Raw genomic sequence first — 8,909 nt, 5'->3', positions numbered from 1 at the left:
CCACCAAGCCCCGCACCAACCCCCGCAGCCCCAGGGCCAGTTCAGCGCCCTGTTCGACCACGCGGCGTCCGCGCGGTCCCCCCAGGGTCCGCCGCCGCCGATGCCGCCGGCAGGTGGCAACCGGCAGCGGAAGCCGTTCGGCATCGCGCTGGCCGTCATCGCCGGCTGCGCCGTGCTCGGCCTCATCGGCGGCGCCCTGCTCGGCGGCGGTGGCGACTCCGATGAGCCGGCCACCGAGCAGACCACCGCCGGCACCACCACCGACGACCAGCCCGCCGAGGGAGACGCCTCGCCGGACGCGGAGCCCGAGGCGGAGCCCGGCGACGCCGAGGCCGACGCCGAGGCCGACGCCGAGGCCGACACGGAGGCCCGCGCCCAGGCCGAGGCGCTCTCCGCGCTCCTCGCCGACAGCAGCGCCAGCCGCGACTCCGTCATCCAGGCCGTCGCCGACATCCGTGCCTGCGCCAACCTGGACGCCGCCGCGAACAACCTGCGCGCCGCCGCCGCCCAGCGCACCGGCCTCGTCGACCGCCTCAACACCCTCTCCCTCGACGCCCTCCCGGACGGCGCCGCGCTCGCCGCCGCCCTCACCGAGGCTTGGCAGGCCTCCGCCGAGGCCGACGACCAGTACGCCCTCTGGGCCGACGAGGCCAGGACGAACCCAGGCGTGTGCCGGGGGAACAACGGCGCCCGGCACACCGAGAGCGCCAACCGGGGCGACGCCGCGAGCGGCCGCGCCACCACCGCCAAGGAGAGTGCCGCCCAGCTGTGGAACCCCATCGCGACCCAGTACGGGCTCCCGGAGCGAGCGTCGAACCAGCTGTAGCCGTACGATCGTTTCCCGTGCAAGGTTCGGAAAGGTCTTCCCGTCACCCCCGCCGCTCATCCACCATGGCAGGCATGCCGCTCAACGACATGCCCTGGTGGCGTTGGCGCGCGAACGTGCGCTCGGCGCTGCACATGCTCTCCGACCCCGCCTTCCAGCAGGGCGTCTGGCTGCCCGGCGTCCCCGGATACGGGGACGTGACGGACGCCGTGTATCGGCTGGTCGAGGACACCTGGCTGGACAACTGGTCGGCCGAGAAGTACGTCGGCACCGTCTTCCGGGACAGCCAGGAGGCCGCGCTGGTGGACGTCGCCGTGCTGCGGTTCCTGCGGATCCTCCACCAGGTGGGCGCCGATGCGCCGGCCTCCGGCTACTTCCAGCACCACGGTTGGCCGGAGGCGGTCAGGGCGGCCCGCGACGCGCACGTGCGACTGGCCGCCAACGACGGCGAGGACCCGGACACGCCGCCGCGCTCGCTCGAGGAGCTGACCACCGTGCTGCACACCATCTGAACCGTGTGCGCGGCCGCCGGCCGCGGTGTGCCAGTCTTGGCGGCATGACGTCCTCGCCCGCTACCCCCGTGCCCGCCGCTTCCGCAGCGGCCCCAGGCCCGCAGTACGTGCTCACCCTGTCCTGCCCCGACAAGCCGGGCATCGTGCACGCCGTGTCCAGTTACCTCTTCATGACCGGCTGCAACATCGAGGACAGCCAGCAGTTCGGGGACCGCGACACCGGGCTCTTCTTCATGCGGGTGCACTTCTCCGCCGACGAGCCGGTCACGCTGGAGAAGCTGCGCGCCAGCTTCGCCGCGGTCGGGGACACCTTCCGCATGGACTGGCAGCTGCACCGGGCCGACGAGCGGATGCGGGTGCTGCTGATGGTCAGCAGGTTCGGGCACTGCCTGAACGACCTGCTGTTCCGCGCCCGGATCGGCGCGCTGCCGATCGAGATCGCGGGCGTCGTCTCCAACCACACGGACTTCGCGGAGCTGTCCGCCTCCTACGACATCCCGTTCCACCACATCCCCGTCACCGCGGACACCAAGGCGGAGGCCGAGGCGCGGCTGCTGCGGATCGTCGAGGACGAGGAGGTCGAGCTGGTGGTGCTCGCCCGCTACATGCAGGTGATCTCCGACGACCTGTGCAAGCGGCTGCCGGGCCGGATCATCAACATCCACCACTCCTTCCTCCCGAGCTTCAAGGGCGCCAAGCCGTACCACCAGGCGCACGCCAGGGGCGTGAAGCTGATCGGCGCGACCGCCCACTACGTGACGGCCGAGCTGGACGAGGGCCCGATCATCGAGCAGGAGGTGGAGCGCGTCGGCCACGGGCTCACGCCGGCCCAGCTGGTCGCGGTCGGCCGGGACGTGGAGTGCCAGGCCCTGGCGCGCGCCGTGAAGTGGCACAGCGAGCGCCGCGTGCTGCTGAACGGCCGCCGCACGGTGGTGTTCGACTGAAGGACCCGGCGGTCGCGCCTCAGAGTCGTGACAGCGCCGCCGCCGCGCACAGCACGTCGTGGATCACCAGCGGGTCGCCCTCGCCGCCCGAGGCGGCCTCGTCCGGGGTGATGCGGCCGGCGGCCAGCTGGCAGAAGACCACGTCGTCGAGGGCCACATGGGCCACCGCCTCGCGCGCCGCGGTGCGGGAGACGGTGGCCGAGGGGGAGTCGAGCGGTATGTAGAAGTGGCCGCCGCCCGCGCCCTCGACCTCCAGGTGCAGGGTGCGGCCCGGCGTGCCCGCGGTGGTGAGGCGGGCCTCGGAGACGGCGAGGCCGGCGCGGCGCCGGCGGGCGATGGACTCCGGGAGGCGGCGCGCGGCCAGGTCGACGAGCTGCCGCAACTGCGGGCCGAGCGGCGGGTCGTAGGGGTACTCGACGGCGCGGGCGATGTCGTCGGCGTGCACCCAGCAGGCGAAGGCCCGGTCCAGGTAGGCGTCGGAGAGCGGCAACAGAGGGCCGGTGCCCGGCAGTCGGTCCTCGTCGCCGAACCGGGCCCGGGGCACGGTCCGTTCGCCGGCCCGCCCGCCGGTGCCGGCCGCGGCGCGGACCAGCGCCTGGGTCTGCTCGCGCCAGGGCCGCCAGGCGTCCGCCTCGGAACGCGCGCCTGCCCAGCGGGCGAAGGTGCGGGCGCCGGGGTCGTCCCCGGCGTCCGGCAGCGGGTCGGGCAGCCCGACGGCGCGGGCCAGGAGGCCGTCCCCGGCGAGCAGGTGGTCGAGCACCCCGGAGACGGTGGTGGTCCTGCCGAGCCAGCCCTCGTGGTCGTCGAACCAGCGCAGCGCGACGGGGGTGCGCCACTCGTCCTCGGTGATGTCGTTCAGCAGGGCGTCGAGGCGGGCGGCCTCGAAGTCGAGCGGTGCGGCCCAGGACGGGATCGGCTGGGTCGCCGGCCGGCGGGCGAGGCAGCCGTCGAGCACCCGGGCGCGGAGTTTCGGGTCGAGGTCGAGGCTGACCTGCGGCTGCAGCAGCAGGGCAGCGTCCCGCAGCCGCAGCGCCTCCTCGGCGCAGCCGCCGCAGTCGTGGAGGTGGGCCTCGACGCGCTCGGCGTCGTCGGCGGCGCAGGCGGACAGGGCCCAGGCGCCGAGCAGCGACATCAGCTCCTGGTGGTCGCCCGGCCGCCGCTCGTCCCGGTGTTCCGCGCGTTCCGCCTCGTCCCCCATGGTCTCGCTCGCCTTCCGTCGCCGAGGGGTGACCGCCGCGGGAGTTCCCCGCCCCTCGGGTGGGGAATCCCGGTCGCGCGGCGAGGGTACGCGAGCCGGCCGGTCGTCGCGCGCCAGGGACCCGTCCCAGGGTGCGGAGGTCACGAACCCTCCGCTGGCGTGGCCGCGTCGGCGGTGTAGCGGTGCGCAGAGGAGAGCAGTTGCAGGCCGAGCCGCAGCCGGCGGCACGCCTCGGCCTCGGTGATGCCGAGCCGCTCCGCCATCTGGGCGCAGTCCTGGCGTTGGAACCTGGTGAGTTCGAGCGCGTCCCGCAGCGGCGCCGGCATGGCGGTGACGATGTAGTCGGCGCGGGCCGCGGTGGAGGCGGCGCGCACCTTGGCGGCCACCTCGTCGGGGTCGCGGCCGACGCCGGGGCGGCGGCGCAGCCGGTCGACGGCGATCCGGTGGGCCTCCTCGGCGATCCAGGACCGCATCGGGCCGCGGGCCGGATCGAAGACGTGCGGCGACTCCCAGAGCCTGGCGAACACGTCGTGGGTCACGCCGGCGGTGAACTCCTCGTCGTCGAGCACCCGCTGGGCGATGCCGTAGGCGAGGGAGGCGAACCGGTCATAGACCTCGGCGAGGGCGGTGGCCTCGCCGCGCCGCAACCGCTGGCACATGTCGCGGTCCCACTGTGGCGGCGTCTCGTGCGCCATCCGGCAACCTCTTCCCGTCCGTCGGCGAACAACTCACGACCCCGTCCGCGCGTCAAATGTAGTGCGCGGTGGTGTCCGGGCGCGCCCCCGGGCGCTCACATTGCAGGACAGCGGTGGGATTCCGGTCAGACCGTCCCTCTTTCGGGTGGCCGACATGGCTGGTTCGCGGCACATGCGCGCTGGCATATGACGCGTGGCTCCACCGAAAGTGGGCAGGGCGCAGAGGAGCGGGCGCGGGCAGGTGGCCGGGCACGGTGAGCGAGCACAGAAGGGCTGCGGGCGGTGACGTTGAGAATGAGGGGCGAACAGCGGGGTGAGTGGACCGTGGTGCGGGTGGCCGGCGAGCTCGACCTGGCGACCTCGCCCGGCGTCCGGCAGCGCGTGCACGAGGCGGTCGCCGACGGGCGGCGGCGCCTGGTGCTCGACCTGTCGGAGGTGCTGTTCTGCGACTCGAGCGGGGTGGGTGTGTTGGTCGCGGCGCGCCGGTTGATGCGGTCGTGCGCCGGCGAGCTCCGGCTGATACTGCCGGCGCGGGGAGCGGAGGACGGCTCGCACGTGAACCGGGTGCTCGCGGCGCTCGGCGTGCGCCGGCTCTTCGACTGCTACCCGGACCTGGACGCCGCCGTGGGCGGCGCCGACGCCCCGCTGACGGCGTAGGCTTCCCTTCCTTCTGTTCGAACTCGTAACGATTCAGGGGTCGTACAGTTCGCCCGCGCCTTACTCCTTTGCGCCGGATTATTCCTCAAGCGCTTGTTGTCCGACTCGCCCGTCAATCATGCTGAGCCCAGCCGGGGTTGTGTCCCGGCGAAGGCGAATGGTCCGCCGGTTCGGATGGTGTGAACGGTGCAGGAGCTGGACGAACAACTGGAGGTCGCCCCCGAGCCCTCTGAGGTGGGTCGCGCCCGAAGATGGGTGCGGGCACAACTGGGCCGGGGGCAGTCCTGTCCGGCCTGTCCCGACGAGTCGCAGACCGACACGCTGGTACTGCTGGTGTCCGAGCTGGTCACCAACGCCGTGGTGCACACGGGCCGGCCGGCCCTGCTGCGGCTCGCCGTGCGGGAGCCCGCCTCGGTCCGGCTCGAGGTGGTCGACGACAGCGCGCGCGCCCCGCGGCCGCGGCGCGCGGCGGGGGAGGACACGGGCGGTCGCGGCCTCGAACTGGTCGAACTGCTGGCCGACCGCTGGGGGTGGCAGGAGGAGGGCGCGGGCAAGCGGGTCTGGTGCGAGCTGACCTGTCCCTCGGCGCGGCGGGCGCCGGGCGGCGGGGAGCGGCGCCGGGAGCCGCGAGGGGAACGGAGGGTTCCGGCCAGGTATTGACGACCTGTGCTGGCTTGATCACCCTAAGGAAAGGTTCCGTCGGGGCCTCGGAGGCGGGATCCGGCGGAGTGGGGTGATGCGTTGCGAGGGGACGTCGAGGTCGTCGGCCCGATCGCGGGTCGACCTCGGCGAGTGCGGATCACCCGGCTGGGCCCCCTCCCCGCCCGGGGAGGGGCGCCCGCGCCCGCCGCTTCGGGCCGGCAGGCCGGTCTCGGGCGCTCAGCGCCGCCGGGCGATGGCGGCGGCGATCTTCTCGGCGTCCCTGGCGATCTCGCGGAGCATCCCGCTGATGGGGTTGGTGAAGCCGGTGAAGTAGAGCCCGGGCGCGGCCGGGTGGTTCTGTCTACCGTGCACCAGCGGTCTGCCTCTGCCGTCGAGCAGCCCAAGGTGGCCGACGAGCGGTTCGAGGCCGCGCCGGTATCCGGTGGCCGCGATCACCACCTCGGGCGTGATGGTCTCGCCGTCCGCCAGCGTCACCTTGGCGCCGTCGAACGAGACCACGGCGGCGACCGGCCGCACCAGGCCCTTCCTGACGGCCTTGACGAGGCCCACGTCCTGCACGGGGATGGCGCCCTCGCGCACCCGGGAGTACAGGCCGGTGGTGGGGCGCGGCAGGCCGTGGCGGGTGAGGTCGGGGAGGGCGCGCTCGACGGGCCGCGACAGCGCGTCGACGAGCCGGACCGGGAGCCGCCGCACCAGGACGGCGCTGGCCTGGCTCGGCCAGCCGAGCGTGGAGCGGCGCACGATGTGCGGCGCGGTCCGCACCGCGAGCCTGACCTGGCCGGCGCCGCCGAAGGCAAGGTCCGCCGCTATCTCGGCGCCGGTGTTGCCGACGCCGACGACCAGCACGTCCTTGCCGGCGAACGGCGCCGGGGCGCGGTAGTCGCGGGCGTGCAGCAGGCGGCCGGGGAAGCGGTCCATGCCGGGCCAGTCGGGCAGCAGCGGGGTGTGGTTGTAGCCGGTGGCGACGACCACGGCCGGGGCGCGCAGCAGGCGGCCGGCGTTGGCCTCGAGGACCCATCCCCCGCCGTCCGCGGCGCGGGATATGTGGGAGACCTCGACGCCGTGTGCCAGGTCGATCCGGTGGTGGCGCGCGTACTGCTCCAGGTAGCGGACGAAGTCGTCCCGGCGGACCCAGCGGCCGGCGGAGCGCGGGATGCGGAGACCGGGGAGCGAGGACCAGCGGCGGGTGGTGTGCAGCCGGAGCCGGTCGTAGTGGCCGCGCCAGGCCGACCCGACGTCCTCGGCCTTGTCGACGACGACGGTGCGCACCCCGCGGCGGCCAAGCGCGGCGGCGACGGCGAGGCCGCCAGGACCGGCGCCTACGACGTGCACGGGGGTGGTGTTCTGGCCCGGTTCACGGGGCGGCTGCGGCATGGCGACGAGCATACGCAGCCAGTCCGACGCCTGACAGAGGGTGCGCGGCCCGGCACCGGGCGGCGTGGGCGCCCGGCGCGGGTGCGCGCGGCGGGGCGCGCCGGCCCGGTGACAGGGGCCGGGCGGCGGCGCCCGCGTCAGGCGGCTATTTGGTGGTCGGCTTGCGGCCCGTGACGCCGAGGTAGAGGAGCAGCGCGAGCGCCGGCCGCAGGTCGGCCTGCTTGGCGCCGAGCGCCTGGAGGCTCTTGGGCTGCGAGGAGACGGCGGCCAGCATGGTGACGAGCGAGCCGGCGAGCGCCACGGGGGGCGCGCCCGCGTCCGCCGCGCGCCCGCGCGTGCGCAGCTCGTCGATCGACTCGGCGAGCGGCTTCACGACCGCCCCCTGCACCCGGGTCCTGATCCGGACGAATCGCCGGTCGCCCTCCGCCGCGCCGAGATCGATGACGCGCAGGATGGCGTCGTGTTTGCGCCAGAAGGCGAGGAAGCCGTCCACCAGGTCTTCCGCGGTCTGCCAGCCGGCCTTGCCGGCCCAGGAGCGGCCCTCGACGAGCTCGGCGAGTGCGGCGCTCTCGCGCAGCGTCTCCTCGGCGATCTCCAGGACCGCGGCCTCGACATCAGGGAAGTACTGGTAGAAAGTGGCCGGTGACGTGCCCGCTTTGCGTGCTACGTCGATAACTTTGACGTCCCGGTAGGGGGAACTCCCCAGCATCTTGCCCAGGCAGTCGAGGAGCTTCTGCCGCGTTGCCTGACCTCTGCGGCCGGCGACCCGGCCGTCGACGGTCGTTACCTGTCCTGTCATACAAGTCAGCTTATCTACGCGCGATCACGGCGCGATTTGATCGCCGCCGAATGGGGGGCGGCTCCGGATATTCCGTGACAGACAACTCAATCCGGACCTCGGGTTCGCCACGGCCCCTCGCTGAGGGAAGAATCGTCCCGGAGGTCCGCAGGTGTCGGTGGGCAATGAGATGCTGCGTAGGGCGGCGAAGCGGAGCCCGGACGGGGAGGTGTCAGGCACGTGGTGGAGCAGCTGACGCAGCACGATCCGCGGCGGATCGGGCCGTTCGAGGTGCTCGGCCGGCTGGGCGCCGGTGGCATGGGTCTGGTGTACCTGGCCCGGTCGGCGTCCGGTCGGCGGGTGGCCATCAAGACGGTGCGCAGCGAGCTCGCCGAGGACCAGCTGTTCCGCGTGCGTTTCACGCGCGAGGTGGAGGCGGCGCGCGCCGTCTCCGGCTTCTACACGGCCGCCGTGGTCGACGCCGACCCGCGGGCCGCCGTGCCCTGGCTGGCCACCGCCTACGTGCCGGCCCCCTCCCTCGAGGAGATCGTCACCCAGTGCGGGCCGCTGCCGGTGCCCGCGGTGCGCTGGCTCGCGGCCGGCATCGCCGAGGCGCTGCAGTCCATCCACGGCGCCGGCCTGGTGCACCGGGACATGAAGCCGTCCAACGTGCTGGTGGTGGAGGACGGTCCCCGGGTGATCGACTTCGGCATCGCGTCCGGCGTCTCCAACACCCGCCTGACCATGACCAACGTGGCCGTCGGCACCCCCGCCTACATGTCGCCCGAGCAGGCGCGGGACTCGCGCAGCGTCAGCGGCGCGAGCGACGTGTTCTCGCTCGCCTCGACGCTGGTCTTCGCCGCCACCGGACACCCGCCCTACCACGGGGCGAACCCGGTGGAGACGGTGTTCATGCTGCTGCGGGAGCGGCCCGACCTGTCGGGCCTGCCGGACGAGCTGCGGCCGATGATCGAGTCGCTGATGGCGCACAAGCCGGAGGAGCGGCCGACCCCGGCCGACCTCCAGGCCGAGCTCGCCCCCCATCTCTTCGCCGCGAGCGACGACGGCGGCAGCGCCTCCGCCTGGCTGCCACCGGCCGCGGTGGCGCTGATCGAGTCGCGCAAGGGCAGGGCGCCGGCGGCGGTGCCCGCGGTGCCGGCGGCGCCGTCCCCGCCCCCGCCGTCGGTCTCGCCGTCGGCGCCGGTCCCGGTGCCCGGCCTCACCCCGCCGCCGATGCCGACCGTGCCGCCGCCCATGCCCAC

9 protein-coding genes and 1 pseudogene are annotated in these 8,909 nt (G+C 74.1%); 6 read left to right on the top strand and 4 right to left on the bottom strand.

Annotated features, from left to right (window positions below; translation table 11 throughout):
• From E1265_RS28800 to purU, 3 genes and pseudogenes are all read left to right on the top strand, one after another.
• Positions 1 to 826, top strand: a pseudogene (locus tag E1265_RS28800) (hypothetical protein); the annotation flags it as partial.
• A gap of 74 nt (positions 827 to 900) precedes the next feature.
• Positions 901 to 1,338, top strand: a complete 438-nt coding sequence (locus E1265_RS28795) for a hypothetical protein (protein ID WP_243741184.1) — start codon at positions 901 to 903, stop codon at positions 1,336 to 1,338.
• Positions 1,339 to 1,382: 44 nt separating this feature from the next.
• Positions 1,383 to 2,282, top strand: a complete 900-nt coding sequence (purU, locus tag E1265_RS28790) for a formyltetrahydrofolate deformylase (RefSeq protein ID WP_132933926.1) — start codon at positions 1,383 to 1,385, stop codon at positions 2,280 to 2,282.
• 19 nt (positions 2,283 to 2,301) lie between these two features.
• Here the strand turns inward: purU and E1265_RS28785 are convergent, their stop codons facing one another.
• Positions 2,302 to 3,480 (bottom strand): hypothetical protein, encoded by a 1,179-nt coding sequence (locus E1265_RS28785; RefSeq protein WP_243741183.1) that lies wholly within the window; start codon positions 3,478 to 3,480, stop codon positions 2,302 to 2,304.
• Positions 3,481 to 3,620: 140 nt separating this feature from the next.
• Positions 3,621 to 4,175, bottom strand: coding sequence for a sigma factor (locus E1265_RS28780; RefSeq protein WP_132933924.1), 555 nt, complete (start codon positions 4,173 to 4,175; stop codon positions 3,621 to 3,623).
• Positions 4,176 to 4,469: 294 nt separating this feature from the next.
• On the opposite strand from E1265_RS28780, the gene E1265_RS28775 reads away from it, so the two are divergent.
• A complete protein-coding gene (locus E1265_RS28775) occupies positions 4,470 to 4,832 on the top strand; it encodes an STAS domain-containing protein (RefSeq protein WP_132933923.1) in 363 nt (120 codons plus the stop codon).
• Between the two features lie 186 nt (positions 4,833 to 5,018).
• Positions 5,019 to 5,492, top strand: a complete 474-nt coding sequence (locus tag E1265_RS28770; RefSeq protein WP_132933922.1) for an ATP-binding protein — start codon at positions 5,019 to 5,021, stop codon at positions 5,490 to 5,492.
• A 219-nt stretch (positions 5,493 to 5,711) separates the two neighbouring features.
• On the opposite strand, the gene E1265_RS28765 is transcribed toward E1265_RS28770, so the two are convergent.
• Both E1265_RS28765 and E1265_RS28760 read right to left on the bottom strand, forming a co-directional pair.
• Entirely contained in the window at positions 5,712 to 6,869 is a 1,158-nt protein-coding gene (locus E1265_RS28765; protein ID WP_243741182.1) for an NAD(P)/FAD-dependent oxidoreductase, read from the bottom strand.
• A 145-nt stretch (positions 6,870 to 7,014) separates the two neighbouring features.
• A complete protein-coding gene (locus E1265_RS28760) occupies positions 7,015 to 7,668 on the bottom strand; it encodes a TetR family transcriptional regulator (protein WP_132933920.1) in 654 nt (217 codons plus the stop codon).
• 219 nt (positions 7,669 to 7,887) lie between these two features.
• Here E1265_RS28760 and E1265_RS28755 point away from each other — a divergent pair.
• A partial coding sequence (locus E1265_RS28755; RefSeq protein ID WP_132933919.1) for a serine/threonine-protein kinase occupies positions 7,888 to 8,909 on the top strand: 1,022 nt, incomplete at its 3' end.

Origin of the sequence: Streptomyces sp. 8K308 (genome assembly GCF_004348315.1) — a bacterium.
Lineage (GTDB): Bacteria > Actinomycetota > Actinomycetes > Streptomycetales > Streptomycetaceae > Streptomyces.
This window is presented reverse-complemented; position numbering and strand designations above follow the sequence as displayed.

Coding starts and splice junctions, on each gene's coding strand:
- E1265_RS28795 (WP_243741184.1), top strand. CDS start 901: ATGCCGCTCAACGACATGCCCTGGTGGCGTTGGCGCGCGAACGTGCGC.
- purU (WP_132933926.1), top strand. CDS start 1,383: ATGACGTCCTCGCCCGCTACCCCCGTGCCCGCCGCTTCCGCAGCGGCC.
- E1265_RS28780 (WP_132933924.1), bottom strand. CDS start 4,175: ATGGCGCACGAGACGCCGCCACAGTGGGACCGCGACATGTGCCAGCGG.
- E1265_RS28765 (WP_243741182.1), bottom strand. CDS start 6,869: ATGCCGCAGCCGCCCCGTGAACCGGGCCAGAACACCACCCCCGTGCAC.
- E1265_RS28775 (WP_132933923.1), top strand. CDS start 4,470: ATGAGGGGCGAACAGCGGGGTGAGTGGACCGTGGTGCGGGTGGCCGGC.
- E1265_RS28785 (WP_243741183.1), bottom strand. CDS start 3,480: ATGGGGGACGAGGCGGAACGCGCGGAACACCGGGACGAGCGGCGGCCG.
- E1265_RS28760 (WP_132933920.1), bottom strand. CDS start 7,668: ATGACAGGACAGGTAACGACCGTCGACGGCCGGGTCGCCGGCCGCAGA.